Source organism: Pseudomonas sp. WS 5071, from assembly GCF_012985765.1.
In the GTDB taxonomy this organism is placed as follows: domain Bacteria; phylum Pseudomonadota; class Gammaproteobacteria; order Pseudomonadales; family Pseudomonadaceae; genus Aquipseudomonas; species Aquipseudomonas lundensis_A.
Window position 1 is genome coordinate 38517 of record NZ_JAAQWY010000018.1, and the last position, 19150, is coordinate 57666.

General features: G+C 59.1%; 21 protein-coding genes. 10 read left to right on the top strand and 11 right to left on the bottom strand.

Annotated elements, in window-relative coordinates; all coding sequences use genetic code 11:
* Positions 1-117: 117 nt before the first annotated feature.
* The 5 genes from glnA (at position 118) to ntrC (ending at position 5448) form a co-directional block, all read left to right on the top strand.
* Positions 118-1524: a glutamate--ammonia ligase gene (glnA, locus tag HBN61_RS12735; RefSeq protein WP_047272914.1), complete on the top strand. Its 1407-nt coding sequence runs from the start codon at positions 118-120 to the stop codon at positions 1522-1524.
* 188 nt (positions 1525-1712) lie between these two features.
* Positions 1713-2135 (top strand): cupin domain-containing protein, encoded by a 423-nt coding sequence (locus tag HBN61_RS12740; RefSeq protein WP_186347881.1) that lies wholly within the window; start codon positions 1713-1715, stop codon positions 2133-2135.
* A gap of 7 nt (positions 2136-2142) precedes the next feature.
* Complete coding sequence (locus HBN61_RS12745) at positions 2143-2667, top strand: DUF4124 domain-containing protein (protein ID WP_094994292.1); 525 nt, start codon at positions 2143-2145, stop codon at positions 2665-2667.
* A 265-nt stretch (positions 2668-2932) separates the two neighbouring features.
* Positions 2933-4018, top strand: a complete 1086-nt coding sequence (gene glnL, locus HBN61_RS12750; RefSeq protein WP_094994293.1) for a nitrogen regulation protein NR(II) — start codon at positions 2933-2935, stop codon at positions 4016-4018.
* Positions 4015-5448: a nitrogen regulation protein NR(I) gene (gene ntrC / locus HBN61_RS12755; protein WP_094994294.1), complete on the top strand. Its 1434-nt coding sequence runs from the start codon at positions 4015-4017 to the stop codon at positions 5446-5448. Before glnL ends, ntrC begins: the two co-directional genes overlap by 4 nt.
* Positions 5449-5785: 337 nt before the next feature.
* On the opposite strand, the gene HBN61_RS12760 is transcribed toward ntrC, so the two are convergent.
* Positions 5786-6226 (bottom strand): hypothetical protein, encoded by a 441-nt coding sequence (locus HBN61_RS12760; RefSeq protein ID WP_094994295.1) that lies wholly within the window; start codon positions 6224-6226, stop codon positions 5786-5788.
* On the opposite strand from HBN61_RS12760, the gene trmL reads away from it, so the two are divergent.
* Complete coding sequence (gene trmL / locus HBN61_RS12765) at positions 6225-6680, top strand: tRNA (uridine(34)/cytosine(34)/5-carboxymethylaminomethyluridine(34)-2'-O)-methyltransferase TrmL (protein ID WP_094994296.1); 456 nt, start codon at positions 6225-6227, stop codon at positions 6678-6680. The genes HBN61_RS12760 and trmL overlap by 2 nt on opposite strands.
* A gap of 59 nt (positions 6681-6739) precedes the next feature.
* Here the strand turns inward: trmL and secB are convergent, their stop codons facing one another.
* The 3 genes from secB to HBN61_RS12780 are packed head-to-tail and all read right to left on the bottom strand — an operon-like array spanning position 6740 to position 7934.
* Positions 6740-7222, bottom strand: coding sequence for a protein-export chaperone SecB (secB, locus tag HBN61_RS12770; RefSeq protein ID WP_047272909.1), 483 nt, complete (start codon positions 7220-7222; stop codon positions 6740-6742).
* A gap of 41 nt (positions 7223-7263) precedes the next feature.
* The gene (gene grxC / locus HBN61_RS12775) at positions 7264-7518 is read right to left on the bottom strand and encodes a glutaredoxin 3 (RefSeq protein WP_094994297.1); all 255 of its coding nucleotides are present in this window, start codon (positions 7516-7518) and stop codon (positions 7264-7266) included.
* A 2-nt stretch (positions 7519-7520) separates the two neighbouring features.
* A complete protein-coding gene (locus HBN61_RS12780; RefSeq protein ID WP_047272907.1) occupies positions 7521-7934 on the bottom strand; it encodes a rhodanese-like domain-containing protein in 414 nt (137 codons plus the stop codon).
* Positions 7935-8082: 148 nt separating this feature from the next.
* On the opposite strand from HBN61_RS12780, the gene gpmI reads away from it, so the two are divergent.
* The 4 genes from gpmI to HBN61_RS12800 all read left to right on the top strand — a co-directional run bounded on the left by gpmI (position 8083) and on the right by HBN61_RS12800 (position 13221).
* A complete protein-coding gene (gpmI, locus tag HBN61_RS12785; RefSeq protein ID WP_170046904.1) occupies positions 8083-9615 on the top strand; it encodes a 2,3-bisphosphoglycerate-independent phosphoglycerate mutase in 1533 nt (510 codons plus the stop codon).
* 183 nt (positions 9616-9798) lie between these two features.
* The gene (locus HBN61_RS12790) at positions 9799-11085 is read left to right on the top strand and encodes a murein hydrolase activator EnvC family protein (protein WP_094994299.1); all 1287 of its coding nucleotides are present in this window, start codon (positions 9799-9801) and stop codon (positions 11083-11085) included.
* 35 nt (positions 11086-11120) lie between these two features.
* A complete protein-coding gene (locus HBN61_RS12795) occupies positions 11121-12437 on the top strand; it encodes a S41 family peptidase (RefSeq protein ID WP_094994300.1) in 1317 nt (438 codons plus the stop codon).
* Between the two features lies 1 nt (position 12438).
* Complete coding sequence (locus tag HBN61_RS12800; RefSeq protein WP_094994301.1) at positions 12439-13221, top strand: divergent polysaccharide deacetylase family protein; 783 nt, start codon at positions 12439-12441, stop codon at positions 13219-13221.
* A gap of 3 nt (positions 13222-13224) precedes the next feature.
* Here the strand turns inward: HBN61_RS12800 and HBN61_RS12805 are convergent, their stop codons facing one another.
* From HBN61_RS12805 to HBN61_RS12835, 7 genes are all read right to left on the bottom strand, one after another.
* A complete protein-coding gene (locus HBN61_RS12805; RefSeq protein WP_094994302.1) occupies positions 13225-13980 on the bottom strand; it encodes a substrate-binding periplasmic protein in 756 nt (251 codons plus the stop codon).
* Between the two features lie 71 nt (positions 13981-14051).
* On the bottom strand, positions 14052-14822 hold the full coding sequence (hisF, locus tag HBN61_RS12810; protein WP_003438568.1) for an imidazole glycerol phosphate synthase subunit HisF: 771 nt from the start codon (positions 14820-14822) through the stop codon (positions 14052-14054).
* Between the two features lie 10 nt (positions 14823-14832).
* Positions 14833-15570, bottom strand: coding sequence for a 1-(5-phosphoribosyl)-5-[(5-phosphoribosylamino)methylideneamino]imidazole-4-carboxamide isomerase (gene hisA / locus HBN61_RS12815; RefSeq protein ID WP_094994303.1), 738 nt, complete (start codon positions 15568-15570; stop codon positions 14833-14835).
* Between the two features lie 39 nt (positions 15571-15609).
* The gene (locus tag HBN61_RS12820; protein WP_047279761.1) at positions 15610-15867 is read right to left on the bottom strand and encodes a DUF2164 domain-containing protein; all 258 of its coding nucleotides are present in this window, start codon (positions 15865-15867) and stop codon (positions 15610-15612) included.
* On the bottom strand, positions 15867-16505 hold the full coding sequence (hisH, locus tag HBN61_RS12825) for an imidazole glycerol phosphate synthase subunit HisH (RefSeq protein ID WP_094994304.1): 639 nt from the start codon (positions 16503-16505) through the stop codon (positions 15867-15869). Before hisH ends, HBN61_RS12820 begins: the two co-directional genes overlap by 1 nt.
* Positions 16505-17098 carry an imidazoleglycerol-phosphate dehydratase HisB gene (gene hisB, locus HBN61_RS12830; RefSeq protein ID WP_047272898.1) on the bottom strand — a complete coding sequence of 198 codons (594 nt, stop codon included), beginning with the start codon at positions 17096-17098 and terminating at the stop codon, positions 16505-16507. The genes hisH and hisB overlap by 1 nt, the downstream gene beginning before the upstream one ends.
* A 169-nt stretch (positions 17099-17267) precedes the next feature.
* Positions 17268-18929 (bottom strand): OFA family MFS transporter, encoded by a 1662-nt coding sequence (locus HBN61_RS12835; RefSeq protein ID WP_094994305.1) that lies wholly within the window; start codon positions 18927-18929, stop codon positions 17268-17270.
* Between the last annotated feature and the right edge of the window lie 221 nt (positions 18930-19150).

The window sequence follows — 19150 nt, forward strand, 5'->3', positions numbered from 1 at the left end:
CATGCAATTTGCTCCCTTGTGAGGCAGGTTGCCTTGGCAGAGTATTCTGCGCCGGCATCAAGCACATTACTAAGGGCGCACCACTACTTACCCGCCCGAAGCCACCCCGGAGGACATATGTCGAAGTCGGTTCAACTCATCAAAGATCATGACGTCAAGTGGATTGATCTGCGCTTCACGGACACCAAAGGTACTCAGCACCACGTGACCATGCCGGCCCGTGATGCGCTCGATGAAAACTTCTTCACCGACGGCAAGATGTTCGACGGCTCCTCCATCGCTGGCTGGAAAGGCATCGAAGCCTCCGACATGATCCTGCTGCCAGACGACAGCACAGCGGTTCTGGACCCGTTCACCGAGCAGCCTACGCTGATCCTGGTGTGCGACATCATCGAGCCTTCGACCATGCAAGGCTATGACCGCGACCCGCGTGCCATCGCTAACCGTGCCGAGGAATACCTGAAGTCCACCGGTATCGGCGACACCGTATTCGTTGGCCCGGAGCCTGAGTTCTTCATCTTCGACGAAGTGAAATTCAAGTCCGACATCTCCGGTTCCATGTTCAAGATCTACTCCGAACAAGGTTCGTGGATGTCCGACCAGGACGTTGAAGGCGGCAACCGTGGTCACCGTCCAGGCATCAAGGGCGGCTACTTCCCGGTGCCACCGTTCGACCACGACCACGAAATCCGTACCTCCATGTGCAACGCCATGGAAGAAATGGGCCTGGTTATCGAAGTTCATCACCACGAAGTGGCAACTGCTGGCCAGAACGAAATTGGCGTGCAGTTCAACACCCTGGTGAAAAAGGCTGACGAAGTTCAGACCCTGAAGTACTGCGTACACAACGTGGCAGACGCCTACGGCCGTACCGCGACCTTCATGCCAAAGCCTCTGTACGGCGACAACGGTTCAGGCATGCACGTGCACATGTCCATCTCCAAAGAAGGTAAAAACACCTTCGCGGGCGAAGGCTATGCCGGTCTGTCCGACACTGCCCTGTACTTCATCGGCGGCATCATCAAGCACGGTAAGGCCCTGAACGGCTTCACCAACCCGTCGACCAACTCCTACAAGCGTCTGGTGCCAGGTTTCGAAGCGCCGGTCATGCTGGCCTACTCGGCACGCAACCGTTCTGCCTCGATCCGTATCCCTTACGTGTCCAGCCCTAAGGCTCGCCGTATCGAAGCACGTTTCCCGGACCCGGCAGCCAACCCGTACCTGTGCTTCGCAGCCCTGATGATGGCGGGTCTGGACGGCATCCAGAACAAGATCCACCCAGGCGACGCCGCCGACAAAAACCTGTACGACCTGCCGCCTGAAGAGGCGAAAGAAATCCCGCAGGTGTGTGGCAGCCTGAAAGAAGCCCTGGAAGAGCTGGACAAGGGCCGTGCGTTCCTGACCAAAGGCGGCGTGTTCAGCGACGACTTCATCGACGCTTACATCGCCCTGAAAAGCGAAGAAGAAATCAAAGTACGTACCTTCGTACACCCACTGGAATACGAGCTGTACTACAGCTGCTAATCCCGTGACACCGGCGCTGGCCGCGTGAATAAAAAAACCTCCTTCGGGAGGTTTTTTTTGCTCGGTCTTACACCTATTCCAGCCTTGGCTTGCACGGTACATCAACCCTGACCGACAGCCACTCTTCGCCGTCCTGCGTAGCTTGAGTCCACTCAACCACTGCCTTCAAACCACGCCAGGACTCGCCAATGGTGCTCTCACGCCTTATCCCCTCATTCCTGCTCATTACTGCCTGCCTGAGCTTCGCGGGTTGTGCACAGACCTCAACCGGCGTGCAGACTCAACAGCTCCTCAAAACCGCGTACGCCTGGGAAGGTACACGCTACGACGCGTACCCTCAGGGACGGCCTGAATTAAGTGTTTTGAAAATTACCATTCCCGCCAAAACCACCCTCAACTGGCACACCCACCCGATGCCCAATGTGGCCTATCTGGTTTCCGGCGAACTGCTCGTAGAAACCCGCGAGGGCAAACAAACCCGGCTGACGCCCGGTCAGGTGCTGCCCGAAGTGGTGAACGTGGCTCATCGCGGTACCAGCGCAAACACCCCCGTTGAGCTGATCGTCTTTTATGCGGGCACCACAGACCTGCCGCTGTCCAAACCCGACTGAGCCCTCCATGCGAAGCCTTGTGCTACTGACCCTTGCGCTGATCGCTGTGCCCGGCGCTGCGCAGCCTTACACCTACACCGATGAAGCCGGCACAACCCACTACACCGACATGCCTGGGCGCAATGTGCTTAGCGAGCCGGTGGTGCTTCCCCCCCTTAATCGACTCCCCGCACGGGCGATAAACCCAGAGGCCGATCCGCTGGCTGTGTTACCCGAGCGTGAAAGCCACCCGGTGGTTTTCAAGTACAGCGCGCTGGAGGTCCGCGGCTTACCAGAAGGTCAAGCACTGAGGGCCAACAACGGAACATTCAGCGTTCAGGTACATATCGAGCCAGCCCTTCGTGAAGAGCACCGTATTCAACTGGTACTCGATGGTAAGCCCTACGGTATACCCAGCCGCTCGGGCGAGTTCGAACTGGTCAATATTGACCGGGGAGAGCATCGCCTCGCCGTGAATGTCCTGGGACGCAACACGGTGGTGCAACGCAGCACGGGCGTGATGTTTGATCTGCAACGCGTGCGTGTGCGCTAGGGCCACGCCCCTCTCTGCACAGCACCTTGCAGCCATATTGAAAGCAGCCTCACAATTTGCACTATATTGGTGCATGAATGGCGGATTCTCAGACTACGCAACCCAATTTGGTTCGAAGCGCTGCGTCGAGCCTCCCCCGGCATCCTCTAAAAGACCTGTAACCCCTTATTTCGGACTATTCACGCTTCTTTTCGGAGCCTTGGTTTGGTTTTTGCATTTTCTTAGTCTCAGCGTGTAACCCGCGCACGTAATCCGGGATCGGCCCATGACCATCAGTGATGCCTTGCACCGACTGCTACTCGACAACCTGACCACAGCGACCTTGCTGCTCAATGCCGATTTGCGCCTTGAGTACATGAACCCCGCCGCCGAGATGCTGTTGGCCATCAGCGGTCAACGCAGCCATGGGCAATTCATCAGCGAACTGTTCACCGAATCCACGGAAGCCCTGCATTCACTGCGTCAAGCTGTTGAACAGGCCCACCCTTTTACCAAGCGTGAGGCCATGGTGACCTCGCTCACCGGTCAAACCCTCACCGTGGACTACGCCGTTACGCCGATCCTGAGCGCGGGCACCACGTTACTGCTGCTCGAAGTGCATCCACGCGACCGCTTGCTGCGCATCACCAAAGAAGAAGCCCAGCTGTCCAAGCAAGAGACCAGCAAAATGCTGGTGCGCGGGCTGGCCCATGAGATCAAGAACCCTCTGGGCGGTATCCGCGGGGCCGCCCAGTTGTTGGCCCGTCAGTTGCCGGACGAAGGCTTACGCGACTACACCAACGTCATCATTGAAGAAGCCGACCGTCTGCGTAACCTGGTAGACCGCATGCTGGGCTCCAACAAACTGCCGCTGCTGGCCATGACCAATGTGCATGAAGTCCTTGAACGGGTCTGCAACCTGGTCGAAGCCGAGACCCAGGGCAGCATCACCCTGGTGCGCGATTACGACCCCAGCCTGCCCGACCTGCTGATCGACCGTGAACAAATGATTCAGGCTGTGCTCAATATCGTGCGCAATGCGATGCAGGCCATCGGCGGCCAAAACGAACTGCGGCTGGGGCGTATCACCCTGCGCACCCGCGCCATGCGCCAGTTCACCATTGGCCACATTCGCCATCGGCTGGTCACCAAAATCGAAATCATCGACAACGGCCCGGGCATCCCGGGCGAGTTGCAGGACACCCTCTTCTTCCCGATGGTCAGCGGGCGCCCGGACGGTACCGGACTCGGGCTGGCCATCACCCAGAACATCATCAGTCAGCATCAAGGGTTGATCGAGTGTGAAAGCCACCCCGGCCACACGCTCTTCTCGATCTTTCTGCCACTGGAACAAGGAGCCGCATCGACATGAGCCGAAGTGAAACCGTGTGGATCGTCGACGACGACCGTTCAATCCGCTGGGTCCTGGAAAAAGCGTTGCAACAAGAAGGCATGACCACACAAAGCTTCGACAGCGCCGATGGTGTCATGAGTCGTCTGGCTCGCCAGCAACCGGACGTCATCATTTCCGACATCCGTATGCCGGGCGCCAGCGGGCTTGATCTGCTGGCCAGGATTCGCGAACACCACCCTCGCCTGCCCGTGATTATCATGACCGCCCACTCGGATCTGGACAGCGCAGTCGCGTCCTATCAGGGCGGGGCCTTTGAATACCTGCCCAAGCCGTTTGACGTGGATGAAGCCGTGTCGCTGGTCAAGCGTGCCAATCAGCACGCCCAAGAGCAGCAAGGTCTGTCCGTGGCGCCCGCGCTGGCCCGCACCCCGGAGATCATCGGTGAGGCCCCGGCGATGCAAGAAGTGTTTCGCGCCATCGGGCGCTTGAGCCACTCCAACATCACGGTGCTGATCAATGGCGAGTCGGGCACCGGCAAAGAGCTGGTGGCCCACGCGCTGCATCGACACAGCCCGCGTGCTGCTTCGCCATTTATTGCGCTGAACATGGCCGCCATCCCCAAAGACTTGATGGAGTCCGAGCTGTTCGGCCACGAGAAAGGCGCGTTTACCGGCGCTGCCAACTTGCGTCGCGGGCGCTTTGAGCAAGCGGACGGCGGTACCCTGTTTCTGGATGAAATCGGTGACATGCCTGCCGACACCCAAACCCGCCTGTTGCGGGTACTGGCCGATGGCGAGTTCTACCGTGTCGGTGGGCACACGCCGGTCAAGGTCGACGTGCGCATCATCGCCGCCACCCACCAGAACCTGGAAACCCTGGTGCAGGCCGGCAAGTTCCGCGAAGACTTGTTCCACCGCCTGAACGTTATCCGTATCCACATCCCGCGCCTGTCGGACCGCCGCGAAGACATCCCGACCCTGGCCCGCCACTTCCTCAGTAGCGCGGCTCAAGAACTGTCGGTCGAGCCCAAGCTGCTCAAAGCCGAGACCGAGCAATACCTGAAAAACCTGCCGTGGCCCGGCAACGTGCGCCAACTGGAGAACACCTGCCGCTGGATCACCGTGATGGCGTCTGGCCGCGAGGTACATATCAGCGACTTGCCACCCGAGCTGCTGAACCTTCAAAACGATGCATCGCCTGTCACCAACTGGGAGCAAGCCCTGCGCCAGTGGGCCGATCAGGCGTTGGCCCGTGGCCAGTCCAACTTGCTGGACAGCGCCGTGCCGACCTTTGAACGCATCATGATCGAAACCGCGCTCAAGCACACAGCCGGGCGCCGCCGCGACGCCGCTGTACTGCTGGGCTGGGGTCGCAACACCCTGACCCGCAAAATCAAAGAGCTGGGGATGAAGATTGATGGCGACGAGGACGACGGCGACGACACCTGATTCACCGCTGAAAAGGGAGGTTTCGCACCCTTGGCTGGCAGCACGCACCATTAGCGTGCACCGCTCTAGCGCAAGGGTTTGAGACGAGCTTCTTGTCAAAAACCGTCACCTGACAAAAAAGCCCCGGATTCCGGGGCTTTTGCGTTTTTGTTCATTTTTTATGAGCCAATCCGTGAAAACTGGCACGCGCCCTGCAATAACCCGGATAACGCTTTAGGGGACCCTGGTACAGGCAGGCCAGGACTCCCCACTTTTACACCCGCGACCTGGATGCTCTTGGCATCAAGGCGCACCCCGGTTTGGGGAACCCGGTACAGGCAGGCCGGACTTCCCTCTTTTATTGCTCACGCACGTTGACCTGCAAACGCCAGCGCCCGTCCTGCGGCGCGCCGGCCCATTCGCCCAGCAGGGCGCGGGCCGCCACCACGGTTAGCAACAAGCCTGAGTCGGTGCGTCGCACCCGCCAGTTCGCTTCTTTATCGTTGAGCTTGAACTGACCGTTCTGCGCCTTGCCTTGGGCATCGAACAACAGACCAACCGTGCCATCGATCATTTCACCATGCAGCTTGGGTTCATCGCTGAACCACACCACCAAGGCGCCCGGTAACACCTCGACCTGTTGCAATTGAACGGGCTCGGGCGTGGTCAAACGGCCGATCATCATCCCCACCATAAAACCTACAATCGCCAAAGAACCTAAAACACGCGGCCAGAGTTTAGGTCGCGGGTCCTCTTCGAGAGTAGAATCCTGCCCATCTTTTAATTCGGAGCCGTGCATGTTTCACGTCATCCTTTTTCAACCAGAAATTCCGCCGAATACCGGCAACATTATCAGGCTGTGCGCCAACAGCGGCTGCCACCTGCATTTGATTGAGCCCATCGGCTTTGAACTCGATGACAAGCGCTTGCGCCGCGCCGGGCTCGATTACCACGAGTATGCGCCGCTCAAGCGTCATGCCGATCTGGCCAGTTGCCTTGAAAGTCTGGGGCACCCGCGCCTGTTTGCCTTCACCACCAAAGGCTCAAAGCCGTTTCATGACGTGCAGTTTGCCGAGGGCGATGCCTTTATCTTCGGGCCTGAAAGCCGTGGCCTGCCGCCTGAAGTGCTGGACGCACTGGACGGCGAGCACCGCTTGCGCCTGCCGATGCGCGAAGGCTGCCGCAGCCTGAACCTGTCCAACACCGTAGCCGTCGCGGTGTATGAAGCCTGGCGCCAGCAGGGTTTCAAGTAACCCGGCCATGGCCCCATAAAAAAAGCGCCTTTACGGCGCTTTTTTGTCACATCGGCTGCTTACTGAACAGTCGGTGTGCCTTCTTCCTGCATGCGCTGCAGCTCTTGCGCGTACAGGGCATCGAAGTTCACCGGAGACAGCATCAGGGCCGGGAACGAACCACGGGTCACCAGGCTGTCCAGGGTTTCACGGGCGTAAGGGAACAGGATGTTCGGGCAGAACGCGCCCAGGGTGTGGTTCATCGAGCCTGCATCAAGGTTTTTGATCAGGAAGATGCCAGCCTGTTGCACTTCAGCAATGAACGCCACTTCTTCAGCGTTTTTGACCGTGACCGACAGGGTCAGTACGACTTCGTAGAAATCACCTTCCAGCGGCTTCTGACGGGTGTTCAGATCCAGCGCAACTGTCGGTTCCCACTGCTGACGGAAGATCGCCGGGCTTTTCGGCGCTTCAAACGACAGGTCACGCACGTAGATGCGCTGCAACGAGAATTGTGGGGAAGTATCGTCTTCAGTCGCAGCGGTGTTCTGTTGGTCAGTCATCACAGATCCTTGTTGATCTTGGGGCTTATAGAGAATGAGAGTCAGACGTTCAGCAGCGCGTCCAGTTTACCGGCGCGCTCAAGCGCGAACAGGTCATCGCAGCCGCCCACGTGTTTGCCATTGATCCAGATTTGCGGCACCGAGGTACGGCCTGCTTTCTGAGCCATGTCGGCGCGCACTTGTGGCTTGCCATCGACCTTGATTTCTTCAAAGGCGACGCCTTTCTTTTCAAGCAGGCCTTTGGCCCGCATGCAATAAGGGCAATAGTCGCTGGAATAAACGATGACCTTGGACATGCTTACTTCACCACAGGCAGGTTATCGGCACGCCAGCTGGCAATGCCACCGGACAATTTGGCGGCGTTGTAACCGGCTTTCAGCAGTTCGCGAGCGTGGGAACCGGAGTGCTGGCCTTGAGCGTCAACCAGAATCAGGGTTTTGCCCTTGTGCTTGTCCAGCTCGGCAATGCGCGCCATCAGTTTGTCTTGCGGAATGTTCAGCGCACCCACGATGTGGCCGGCGGCGAAGTCCTTGGCCGGGCGAATATCAATCACCACACCTTCGTCGCGATTGACCAGGCCGGTCAGTTCGCCGGTGCTGATGCTACGTCCGCCACGGCTCATTTCGTGGGCAATCAACAACGCCAGCAGGATGACAAACGCGCCCACCAACAGGTAGTGGGAAGTGGCAAATGCAATCAGGTGATCAACCATCAGAAGGTTCCAGGGTCGTAAAATGTGGGCCAGTATACACAGCCGCCTTGGTCGGCCAAACCCCGCCCGGCGGTGACGCCACATGAACTTCGCTTTAAACTGCCCGTCCTCTGCAACCCTTCTTCTAAACCAGCCACGAGTGGGATCTATGACTACCACGCCTAAACCTTTGGTCCTGATCATCCTGGATGGCTTCGGTCACAGTGAAAGCCACGAACACAACGCCGTTTATTCGGCCAAGAAACCGGTGCTCGATCGTCTCTGCGCAAGCATGCCAAACGGCCTGATCTCAGGTTCAGGCATGGATGTCGGCCTGCCGGACGGGCAAATGGGCAACTCCGAGGTTGGCCACATGAACCTGGGCGCTGGCCGCGTGGTGTATCAAGACTTCACCCGTATCACCAAGTCGATCCGCGACGGCGAGTTCTTCGAGAACCCGACCCTCTGCGCGGCGGTCGACAAGGCTGTTGCCAACGGCAAGGCCGTGCACATCATGGGCCTGCTGTCCGACGGCGGCGTGCATAGCCATCAAGATCACCTGGTGGCCATGGCAGAACTGGCTTTCAAACGCGGCGCCGAAAAGATCTACCTGCACGCGTTCCTGGATGGGCGTGATACCCCGCCAAAAAGCGCAGCGTCTTCGATTGAATTACTGGACGAAGCATTCAAAGCCCTCGGCAAAGGCCGTATTGCCAGCCTGATCGGCCGCTACTTCGCCATGGACCGCGATAACCGCTGGGACCGCGTCGAGCAAGCGTACAACCTGATTGTTGACGGCAAAGGCGAGTTCAACGCCCCCACCGCCCAAGCAGGCCTGCAAGCAGCGTACGACCGAAACGAAAGCGACGAATTCGTCAAAGCCACGACCATCGGCGAGCCGGTCAAAGTGGAAGACGGCGATGCTGTGGTCTTCATGAACTTCCGCGCCGACCGCGCCCGCGAGCTGAGCCGCGTATTCGTCGAAGACGATTTCAAAGCGTTCGCACGTGCCCGTCAGCCAAAACTGGCCAGCTTTGTGATGCTGACCCAATACGCGGCCAGCATTGCGGCACCGAGCGCCTTTGCTCCGGGCAGCCTGGAAAACGTACTGGGCGATTACCTGGCGAAAAACGGTAAAACTCAGCTGCGCATTGCCGAGACCGAAAAATACGCCCACGTGACCTTTTTCTTCTCCGGCGGCCGCGAAGAGCCTTTCCCGGGCGAAGAACGCATCCTCGTACCATCGCCGAAAGTCGCGACCTACGACTTGCAGCCAGAAATGAGCGCGCCCGAAGTCACTGACAAGATCGTCGATGCCATTGAGCACCAGCGTTACGACGTGATCGTGGTCAACTACGCCAACGGCGACATGGTGGGCCACAGCGGCGTGTTCGATGCAGCGGTCAAAGCGGTGGAATGCCTGGACGCCTGCGTGGGCAGGATTGTCGAAGCGCTGGAAAAAGTCGGCGGCGAAGCCCTGATTACGGCCGACCACGGCAACGTCGAGCAGATGTCTGACGAATGCACCGGCCAGGCGCACACGGCTCACACCTGCGAACCGGTACCGTTTATTTATGTTGGCAAACGCAATCTCAAAGTACGTGAGGGTGGCGTGCTGGCAGATGTGGCACCGACCATGCTCAAGTTGCTGGGGCTGCCACAGCCAGAAGAAATGACCGGCAAATCGATCCTGGTCGACTAATGTAAACCTGTGACCGCTGGCACAGGCTGCCTAAAAGGACGGTGCAACGCTCAAGCAAACCGGCGTATGCACCGCCCTGCGCAGCCTGCGGCAGCGACTACGGGTATTTCATCTCACGGATTTCTCATACTTAACGAGGGCGGGCATACTAGGCCGTCCCATTCCCCAGGTGTCGCCCGCCCCATGCTCCGCGCCCTTATAGCCCTGACTCTCACGTGCATGCTGCAACCGGCCTTTGCCGATGAGCGTGCGCAAACCCAACAACAGCTTGAAGCCACCCGCCAGGACATCGGCGAGCTGAAAAAACTGCTCGGCAAACTCCAGGAAGAAAAATCCGGCGTGCAGAAAGACCTGCGCAGCACCGAGACTGAAATCGGCAAGCTGGAAAAACAGGTGGAGGAACTGCAAAAAGAACTAAAAAAGAGTGAAGGCGAGCTGCTGCGCCTTGATAGTGAGAAAAAAAAACTCAACAGCGCAAAAGTTGAACAGCAACGCCTGATCGCCATTCAGGCCCGTGCTGCCTACCAGGGCGGGCGTCAGGAATACCTGAAAATGCTGCTCAACCAACAACACCCCGAGAAATTTGCCCGCACCCTCACCTATTACGATTACCTGAGCCAGGCCCGCCTGGAACAGCTGAAAGGGTTCAATGAAACCCTGCGCCAATTGGCCAACGTCGAAGCCGATATCAACCTGCAACAGGCGCAACTGCTGACGCAAAAAAGCGCACTCGACAGCCAGCGCGCCGAGCTCGACAACGTCAAAGCCGAGCGCCAGCAAGTGCTGGCCAAGCTCAACAAAGATGTCAAAGACCGCGACCAAAAGTTGCAAGCCCGCGAGCAGGATCAGGCAGATCTGGCTAAAGTCCTCAAGACCATCGAGGAAACCCTGGCGCGTCAGGCACGCGAAGCCGAAGCCGCCCGCCAGAAAGCCTTGCTGGCCCAGCAAGAAGCAGAACGCAAACGCCAGCGCGAGGCTGAATCGGTTGTGACCGACGCCCCGCGTAAACCGGTCAAACCTACACCCGGCGCACTGGTCTCCAGCGCCGGGGTTTCGTATGGCGGACCTTTTTCTCAGGCACGCGGCAAACTTCCGTGGCCCGTTGATGGTCGATTGCTAGCGCGTTTCGGTGAAAGCCGTGGCGATGATGCCCGCACCAAGTGGGACGGGGTGATGATCAGCGCAGGCGCTGGCACTCAGGTGCACGCCGTGCACGGTGGACGCGTGGTGTTCGCCGACTGGCTGCGCGGCGCGGGCCAACTGGTCATTCTGGACCACGGTAATGGCTACTTGAGCTTGTATGGCCACAACCAGACGCTGCTCAAGTCTGCCGGAGACATCGTAAAAGCCGGGGAAGTGATTTCCACCGTGGGTAACAGCGGTGGCCAGGCCACTCCGGCGCTGTATTTTGCTATTCGTCAGCAGGGCCGCCCCAGCGACCCCGCACAATGGTGCCGCGCTCAAGGATGAGCCCATCACCTTTAATACGTAGGAGTTCGCTCAACATGCCGCACTTGTCCCGCCTCAACTCGCTGGCCCTGACAATCGCCTTGGTGATTGCTTCGCCTCTGGCCCTGGCGGCCGGGCAGACTGCCCAGCCCGCCGCCACTGCCGCCAGCGCCAAGGCCCCGCTGCCGCTGGATGAGCTGCGCACCTTTGCCGAAGTCATGGACCGGATCAAAGCTGCGTACGTTGAGCCTGTGGACGACAAGACCCTGCTTGAAAACGCCATCAAAGGCATGCTCAGCAATCTTGATCCGCACTCTGCGTACCTTGGGCCTGAGGATTTTGCCGAACTGCAAGAAAGCACCAGCGGTGAATTCGGCGGGCTTGGGATCGAAGTCGGCACCGAAGACGGCAATATCAAAATCGTTTCGCCCATCGACGACACCCCTGCCAGCAAGGCCGGGATTCAGGCAGGCGATTTTATCGTCAAGATCAATGGCCAGCCGACCCGCGGCCTGACCATGACCGAAGCTGTGGACAAGATGCGCGGCAAGGTCGGGCAAAAAATCACCCTGACCCTCGTACGCGATGGCGGCACGCCGTTTGACGTGACCCTGACCCGCGCCAACATTCAGGTCAAAAGCGTGAAGGCGCAATTGCTGGAAGATGGCTATGGCTACATTCGCATCACCCAGTTCCAGGTCAAGACCGGCGAAGAAGTCGCCGCAGCCCTCGCCAAGTTGCGCCGTGACAATGGCAATAAAAAGCTCAAGGGCATCATTCTCGACCTGCGCAACAACCCCGGCGGCGTCCTGCAATCGGCAGTCGAAGTGGTGGATCACTTCATCACCAAGGGCCTGATCGTTTACACCAAAGGGCGGATCGCCAACTCCGAACTGCGTTTCTCGGCCACTGGCAAAGACCTCAGCGAAAACGTACCGCTGGTGGTGCTGATCAACGGCGGCAGCGCCTCGGCCTCGGAAATCGTCGCGGGCGCCCTGCAAGATCAAAAACGCGGCGTGGTCATGGGCACTACCAGTTTCGGCAAAGGCTCGGTGCAAACCGTGCTGCCACTGAACAACGACCGCGCGCTGAAAATCACCACCGCGCTGTATTTCACCCCGAACGGACGCTCGATTCAGGCCCAGGGCATCGTGCCGGACATCGAAGTCAACCGCGCCAAAATCACCCGCGAGCAAGACACCGAGTACTTCAAGGAAGCCGACCTGCAAGGTCACCTCGGCAATGGCAACGGCGGCGCCGACAAGCCGACCGGTTCTGGCGTGAAAGCCAAGCCGATGCCACAGGATGATGACTTCCAGTTGAGTCAGGCGCTGAGCCTGCTCAAAGGGCTGAGCATTACGCGCGGCAATTGAGATGCGCTTTTCGCTCGTCCTCAGTCTGCTCTGCTGCCTGACCGGTGCCGCCCACGCGGCGCCGGCCAGCCATCCCGCCACCCCGCACAAGGCTTACCTGAGCCTGATCATCGATGACTTGGGGCAAAACCTGCCACGCGACCGCCGCGTGCTAGGCCTGCCCGGCCCGGTCACCACGGCGGTCATGCCCGATACACCCCACGCCGCCGAGTTTGCCCGCGAAGCCTACAAGGCGGGCAAGATCGTCATCCTGCATATGCCCATGGACCCGGCCACCGGGCCGTTTGCATGGCACCCCGACTTGCCCCTCGATGAACTGGAAAAGCGCCTGAACGCTGCGTTCAAGGCCGTGCCGTACACCAGCGGCATCAACAATCACATGGGCAGCCGCATGACCTCCCAACCGCAGGCCATGGCCTGGTTGATGAGCGACTTGCAGCGACGGCACAAATTTTTCGTCGACAGCCGCACCAGCGCACAGACTGTCGCGGCGGCCGAAGCACAAAAAATCGGCCTGGCCAGCGTGTCGCGGGATGTGTTTCTGGACGACGTGCGCACCGAGCAAGCCATCACCACTCAGCTTGAAACCGCTATCAGACTGGCACGCAAGCAAGGCTCGGCGGTGATGATCGGCCACCCGTATCCGCAAACGCTGGCAGTACTGGAGCGCGAGTTACCCAAGCTCAAGGCTCAGGGCATTGACTGGATTGATATTCGGCAAATGATCGGTGTGCGCAGCAACAAAGCGATGGCCGGGCACGGCAAGGACGGGGTTTACCGCTAACGGTTACAAATACTTGGCGCGTATTTTATCAACCACGCCTTCGGCCCGCAGTTGATCCAGCGCGTTCTGCAATTTGGCCACCACGGCGTCAGGCACTTCTTTGTTCAGCGCCAGATACAGCTCGGCCTGATGGAATCGCAACACCGTTTTGAACCCTGAAATACCCACTTGTCGCGCCAGAAAACGGCCAGCCGGATCACCCGTGGCCCACAAGTCGATCATCCCGGCTTGCAGCCGTCTCGCGTTGTCCTGATCGCGCAACACGATCACGGGCTTCAAGCCTTGCTTCTGAAGGGCGAGCGCAATCACATCTTCTTTGTAGGCGCCAATCCGGTAGGCGCTGGCCTGTTCCAGCGAGGTCAGGCTGATCGGGCTGTCGCCACGCGCCAGTAACACCCAGTCATCCGGTCCGATAGGCCCGACCCATTTGAACAAGGCTTCGCGCTCAGGCACGCGGGCGGTGACGAAGACGCCAAAGCCGGGTTTTTCAAGGGCAAGGTTGTAGATACGCTCCCAGGGGAAACGCAGGGTCATGCTGTAGGGGATGCCCGCCCGGGCGAAGGTGGCACGCAACACATCGACGGCGATGCCTTCGAGGTTCTGGTCTTGCGCGAAGTTTTTGCCGTTTTTCGCCATGTTGTAGGGCGGGAAATTTTCAGTCAGCAACACCAGCGGCGTTCGCGAAACCTCCGCAGCAAAAACGGTGCTGGCCAGCCACAGCGTGGCACTGGCGACAACAGGCAATATTCGTTTCAACATACTGGCGACCTAAATCCATGGCGTGCCCAAGAGTGCCGTGGGCTCGCCATGCTGTCCAGTAGCCTTTCGGGTTAGCGCACCACGATCCCGCGCTCGGCCATGTAGGCTTTGGCCTCGGGTACGGTGTATTCGCCAAAGTGGAAAATACTCGCCGCCAACACTGCACTGGCGTGGCCTTCGAGGATGCCATCGGCCAAATGTTGCAGGTTGCCGACGCCGCCCGACGCAATCACCGGAATGCCCAACGCATCGCTGATGGCGCGCGTCACGCCCAGATCAAAACCGCTTTTCATGCCGTCCTGATCCATGCTGGTCAACAGAATTTCACCGGCGCCCAGCCCTTCCATCTTCATCGCCCACTCAACGGCATCGAGGCCGGTTGGCTTGCGCCCGCCGTGGGTGAAGATTTCCCAGCGCGGGGTTTCGCCCGGCAGTGAAACCTTCTTGGCGTCAATTGCCACCACGATGCACTGCGAACCGAAATGCTGCGCTGCCTCGCCCACAAACTCAGGGTTAAACACCGCGGCGGTATTGATCGAGACTTTGTCCGCGCCCGCATTCAGCAAGTTGCGGATGTCCTGAATGCAGCGCACGCCGCCACCCACGGTCAGCGGGATGAACACCTGGCTGGCCATGCGCTCCACGGTGTGCAGCGTGGTGTCGCGGCCATCGACGCTGGCCGTGATGTCGAGAAAGGTAATTTCGTCGGCACCCTGCTCATCGTAGCGACGGGCGATTTCCACCGGGTCGCCCGCATCACGGATGTTCTCGAACTTGACGCCCTTGACGACCCGGCCGTTATCCACGTCCAGACAAGGGATGATGCGTTTGGCTAGCGCCATGACGTTCTCCTCAGGCCTTGTAGCTGTCGCAGAAGGCTTGGGCCTCGGCCACATCCAGAGTGCCTTCGTAAATCGCACGGCCGGTGATGGCACCCACGATGCCCGGCGCCTTGGCGTCCATCAGGGCCTTGATATCGCCCAGGTTGTGGATGCCGCCCGAGGCGATTACCGGGATGCTGGTCGCGGCCGCCAATTTGGCGGTGTAGCTGACGTTGCAGCCCTGCATCATGCCGTCTTTGGCGATGTCTGTATAAACGATGGCCGACACGCCGTCCGCTTCAAACCGCTTGGCCAGATCGATCACTTCTACAGTGCTGACTTCTGCCCAGCCATCAGTGGCCACGAAGCCGTCTTTAGCGTCCATCCCCACGATGATTTTGCCGGGGAATGCACGGCAGGCTTGAGCCACGAACTCTGGGTTTTTCACCGCTTTGGTGCCCAGAATCACGTAACTCACACCTGCCTTGACGTAGTGTTCGATGGTTTCCAGCGAGCGAATCCCGCCACCGATCTGGATCGGCAAATGCGGGTAACGCTTGGCAATGGCCGTGACCACTTCGCCATTGACCGGCTGGCCTTCAAAAGCACCGTTCAAATCCACCAGGTGCAAGCGGCGGCATCCGCCGTCTACCCATTTGGCGGCCATGCTCACCGGGTCATCGGAGAACACCGTGGAATCTTCCATGCGGCCCTGGCGCAGACGTACACAGGCACCGTCTTTAAGATCGATAGCGGGGATAATCAGCATCTGGCAAACCTTTAAATTCGGGAGTCAGTGACTCGGAAATCAGTTCTTTTCGAGTGCCCACAGATCGCTTTCGATGCTCTCGAACCTCTCTTTGAGGTGCGCCTGCACATCGAAAATCGCGCGATTGTAGTAATGCGGCGCGATTTCGCGGGTGAACAGCTCAAGGATTTCAGCCGCTTCGAACGAACCGAGGTCCAGTTCGAAACGGTCTTCCATAAAGCGTTTGATCTTGCTGTTGGCTTCGTTCTCTTGCTCAGGGGTGAGCGTGAGAATCGGTGGCTTTGGCTTACGCGCCATTACCAGCGGCCATCCCAGGCCACGAAGTTTTCCAGCAACTGCAAGCCGTGGGTATGGCTCTTTTCGGGGTGGAATTGCACCGCGAAGCGCGAGCCTTCAGCCAGCGCGGCCGCAAAGTCGACGCCGTAATGCCCGCCACCCACTACCTGCCGGGGATTGCCCGCTGCGATGTAGTAGCTGTGAACAAAGTAGAAACGCGCCAGGTCCGGGATGCCGTGCCACAACGGGTGATCGACCTTCTGCTGCACTTCGTTCCAGCCCATGTGCGGCACTTTGAGGTGCTCGCCGTTTTCGTGCAGGTCTTTGCCGAAAAACTTCACCTGACCGGGGAACAGGCCAATGCAGTCGACCCCGCCGTTCTCTTCACTGCTGTCGAGCAAAGCTTGCATGCCGACACAAATGCCGAGAAACGGACGGTCCTGGCTGACCTCGCGCACCAGCGAATCGAAGCCCAGGCGACGGATTTCCGCCATACAGTCGCGAATCGCGCCCACACCGGGAAACACCACGCGGTCGGCTTCACGGATCACATCCGCATCGCTGGTAATCAGCACGCGACCGGCGCCGACGTGCTCCAGCGCTTTGGCGACCGAGTGCAGGTTACCCATGCCGTAATCGATAACCGCCACTGTCTGCATCAGAGCACGCCCTTGGTTGAAGGCATTTGCCCGGCCATGCGCTCATCGAGCGTTATCGCCATGCGCAATGCGCGGCCGAAGGCCTTGAACACGGTTTCGATCTGGTGGTGCGTATTGGTGCCACGCAGGTTATCGATGTGCAGCGTTACGTTGGCGTGGTTCACGAAGCCCTGAAAGAACTCCTGAAACAGGTCAACGTCAAAGCCGCCGACGGTGGCGCGGGTATAAGGAATGTGCATTTGCAGGCCCGGACGGCCGGAAAAATCGATGACCACACGCGACAGCGCTTCATCCAGCGGGACATAAGCGTGACCGTAGCGGGTCATGCCTTTTTTGTCGCCAACCGCCTGGCTGAAGGCTTTACCGAGGGTAATGCCGACGTCTTCGACGGTATGGTGATCGTCGATATGCAGGTCGCCTTTGCACTCGATGTCCAGGTCGATCAGCCCATGTCGGGCGATCTGGTCGAGCATGTGCTCAAGAAAAGGAACACCGATATCGAATCGGGCCTTACCGGTACCATCCAAGTTGATCGAGGCTTTGATCTGGGTTTCCAGAGTATCGCGCTCGACTGACGCCTTACGTTCGGCCATCACCAGCTCCGCAAAATCATTGGGCGAAAAAGGTGGCCATTATAGGCACGGGTCCGGCAAACAGAAACACGCAAGGGGATAAGACTGACAGAGCGCGGTTTCGCACCTCAGGTGTGGCCGCTGCCAAAGGCCGCGAGAAGGCGCCGCATTGAATGCGGCGCCCTTGCGGTTACTGGAACAACACCGCCGTTTTCTGCACGGTGACCCACACGCCCCACAACAGCGGAATCCCCACCGCCAGCCATGCTGCCACGGTCAACGGCAGGCTGCCCGGCGCGGCTTTCCACTCCAGCGATGTGTTGGCATCAGCGCCCTTGTCATGGCCCAGCGCCTGCTCGGCCGCCAACTGTGCATCGGTCATGAAGTACTTGTCGGCCACCGGGCGCACCAGCAAGTTGCAGATGAAGCCCAGCACCAGTAAGCCCGCCAAAATGTACAGCGTGATGTCGTACGCCGCAGCACGCTCGACGCCGATGCTCAGCTGGTATTCACGCAGGTAGTTGACCAACACCGGCCCCAGCACGCCTGCCGCCGCCCAGGCTGTCAGCAGACGACCGTGGATCGCCCCCACCATTTGCGTTCCGAACAGGTCCGCCAAGTAAGCCGGAACCGTGGCAAAACCACCGCCATACATCGACAAGATGATGCAAAACGCTGCCACGAACAGCGACACATTGCCCAGATGCCCCAGGTTGGGCACCAGCGCGTACAGCGCAAAACCCAGCGCGAAGAACACGAAATAGGTGTTTTTACGCCCCAGGTAATCGGAGAACGATGCCCAGAAAAAGCGTCCGCCAATATTGAACAGGCTCAACAACCCCGTGAAGCCCGCCGCAATTGCCGCGATCTGCGCCAGTTGTGCTGTGTCCAGTTGGCTGAATGACAGGTCGTTGCCGAGCAACTTACCGGCGAACACTTCCTGCAACAACGGCGAAGCCATGCCCAGAATGCCGATACCGGCCGATACGTTGAGGCACAGCACCAGCCACACCAGCGCAAATTGCGGGGTTTTCCAGGCCACACTGACGTGAACATGACGCTGGGTGATCATTGCGTTTGCGGCTTTTTTCGCCGGTGGCGTCCAGCCTTCAGGTTTCCAGCCGGTCGGCGGTACACGATAAGCCAGCGCACCGCCGATCATGAACACGAAGTAAATCGCCGCCATCACCAGGAAGCTCTGCCACACGCCCACGCTGTCGGGCGTCGCAAAGTGGCCCATCAACGCAGCCGCCAGAGGCGCACCTACCATGGCACCCCCGCCAAAGCCCATGATCGCCATGCCGGTAGCCATGCCGCGCTTGTCCGGGAACCACTTGATCAAGGTCGATACCGGCGAGATGTAACCCAGCCCGAGACCGATACCGCCAATCACCCCGGAGCCCAGCCACATCAGCCAGATCTGGTGGGTGTAAATGCCCAGCGCCGAAATCAGCAAACCGCCACACCAGCACAGTGCTGAGACCACGCCTGCCTTGCGCGGCCCGGCATGCTCAAGCCAGCCACCCCACACGGCAGCCGAACATCCCAGAAAGATAAAGAACAAGGTGTAGATCCAGCCGAGCATCGAAATCGGCCAGTCGCATTGCGACGAAAACACCTGCGCGATAAAGCTCATGTCCGGTGCACAGGCAACGGGAGCCGTAACCCCCAGCGCCTTGGACAGCGGCAGCCAGAACACCGAAAAGCCATAGGCCATGCCAATGCACAAATGGATGGCCAGAGCGGCAGGTGGAACCAGCCAACGATTGAAACCGGGTTTTGCGATGATGCGTTCCTTGGACAGGAACGCCGGCTGTGAGGCAAGGCTGCCCGCAGCAATGCTGGTGCTCATTGATGTTTCCCCCATGAAGTAGAAGGTTCCCCAGACACACTCATGCCCTGACTTTGGCGCCCTTGAGCGCACAGTCTTGTTATTGGCGTAAGTTCGAGGCGCGACAATGCGCCGCAGAAGGCCTGAAAAACAGGCGGAGATTACCATTGAGGCGTAGGAGAAAGATCAAACTGATGCGGTCTTTTACGCCAAAGCTGATCTTATTATTCCGATTCAAAACT

Excerpts from the sequence above, each read along its gene's own strand:
- hisA (WP_094994303.1), bottom strand. The coding sequence starts at position 15,570 with ATGCTGATTATCCCCGCTATCGATCTTAAAGACGGTGCCTGTGTACGT.
- trmL (WP_094994296.1), top strand. The coding sequence starts at position 6,225 with ATGTTTCACGTCATCCTTTTTCAACCAGAAATTCCGCCGAATACCGGC.
- HBN61_RS12760 (WP_094994295.1), bottom strand. The coding sequence starts at position 6,226 with ATGCACGGCTCCGAATTAAAAGATGGGCAGGATTCTACTCTCGAAGAG.
- HBN61_RS12745 (WP_094994292.1), top strand. The coding sequence starts at position 2,143 with ATGCGAAGCCTTGTGCTACTGACCCTTGCGCTGATCGCTGTGCCCGGC.
- HBN61_RS12790 (WP_094994299.1), top strand. The coding sequence starts at position 9,799 with ATGCTCCGCGCCCTTATAGCCCTGACTCTCACGTGCATGCTGCAACCG.
- HBN61_RS12835 (WP_094994305.1), bottom strand. The coding sequence starts at position 18,929 with ATGAGCACCAGCATTGCTGCGGGCAGCCTTGCCTCACAGCCGGCGTTC.
- hisF (WP_003438568.1), bottom strand. The coding sequence starts at position 14,822 with ATGGCGCTAGCCAAACGCATCATCCCTTGTCTGGACGTGGATAACGGC.
- glnL (WP_094994293.1), top strand. The coding sequence starts at position 2,933 with ATGACCATCAGTGATGCCTTGCACCGACTGCTACTCGACAACCTGACC.
- HBN61_RS12800 (WP_094994301.1), top strand. The coding sequence starts at position 12,439 with ATGCGCTTTTCGCTCGTCCTCAGTCTGCTCTGCTGCCTGACCGGTGCC.
- secB (WP_047272909.1), bottom strand. The coding sequence starts at position 7,222 with ATGACTGACCAACAGAACACCGCTGCGACTGAAGACGATACTTCCCCA.
- hisB (WP_047272898.1), bottom strand. The coding sequence starts at position 17,098 with ATGGCCGAACGTAAGGCGTCAGTCGAGCGCGATACTCTGGAAACCCAG.
- gpmI (WP_170046904.1), top strand. The coding sequence starts at position 8,083 with ATGACTACCACGCCTAAACCTTTGGTCCTGATCATCCTGGATGGCTTC.
- ntrC (WP_094994294.1), top strand. The coding sequence starts at position 4,015 with ATGAGCCGAAGTGAAACCGTGTGGATCGTCGACGACGACCGTTCAATC.
- grxC (WP_094994297.1), bottom strand. The coding sequence starts at position 7,518 with ATGTCCAAGGTCATCGTTTATTCCAGCGACTATTGCCCTTATTGCATG.
- HBN61_RS12820 (WP_047279761.1), bottom strand. The coding sequence starts at position 15,867 with ATGGCGCGTAAGCCAAAGCCACCGATTCTCACGCTCACCCCTGAGCAA.
- HBN61_RS12805 (WP_094994302.1), bottom strand. The coding sequence starts at position 13,980 with ATGTTGAAACGAATATTGCCTGTTGTCGCCAGTGCCACGCTGTGGCTG.
- HBN61_RS12780 (WP_047272907.1), bottom strand. The coding sequence starts at position 7,934 with ATGGTTGATCACCTGATTGCATTTGCCACTTCCCACTACCTGTTGGTG.
- hisH (WP_094994304.1), bottom strand. The coding sequence starts at position 16,505 with ATGCAGACAGTGGCGGTTATCGATTACGGCATGGGTAACCTGCACTCG.
- HBN61_RS12795 (WP_094994300.1), top strand. The coding sequence starts at position 11,121 with ATGCCGCACTTGTCCCGCCTCAACTCGCTGGCCCTGACAATCGCCTTG.
- HBN61_RS12740 (WP_186347881.1), top strand. The coding sequence starts at position 1,713 with ATGGTGCTCTCACGCCTTATCCCCTCATTCCTGCTCATTACTGCCTGC.
- glnA (WP_047272914.1), top strand. The coding sequence starts at position 118 with ATGTCGAAGTCGGTTCAACTCATCAAAGATCATGACGTCAAGTGGATT.